1 protein-coding gene is annotated in these 439 nt (G+C 67.9%); it reads left to right on the top strand.

The window, feature by feature from the left end; all coding sequences use genetic code 11:
* The coding region (gene pyrR, locus A2J02_RS12945) for a bifunctional pyr operon transcriptional regulator/uracil phosphoribosyltransferase PyrR (protein ID WP_068050558.1) at positions 1 to 439 on the top strand (439 nt) is incomplete at both ends.

Below are 439 nucleotides of genomic sequence, written 5' to 3'. Positions count from 1 at the left end.
GAAGACGGCCCTCGACGCCGCGGACTCGCCGCGCGTGGTGCTACTGGGCATCCCCACGCGTGGGACCACGCTGGCGGAACGACTCGCAGAACGTATCGAGGCATTTTCGGGCGTGCGGCCTTCGCTCGGGTCCCTCGACATCACCCTCTACCGCGACGATCTGCGGAACAAGCCGCACCGACCACTCGAGCGCACCTCGGTGCCCACAGGCGGCGTCGACGACGCACTGGTCGTACTGGTCGACGACGTACTGTTCTCCGGGCGAACCGTACGGTCCGCGCTCGACGCACTGCGTGACCTCGGTCGCCCCCGTGCGGTGCAGCTGGCGGTCCTCATCGACCGCGGCCATCGCGAACTTCCACTTCGTGCGGACTACGTCGGCAAGAACGTCCCCACAGCGCGCACCGAAGACGTGTCGGTGCTGCTCTCCGAACACGAC

Source organism: Rhodococcus sp. EPR-147 (genome assembly GCF_001647185.1).
GTDB lineage: Bacteria > Actinomycetota > Actinomycetes > Mycobacteriales > Mycobacteriaceae > Rhodococcoides.
Note: the sequence above shows the minus strand (reverse complement) of the source record. Positions and strands in the feature narration are given on the sequence as shown.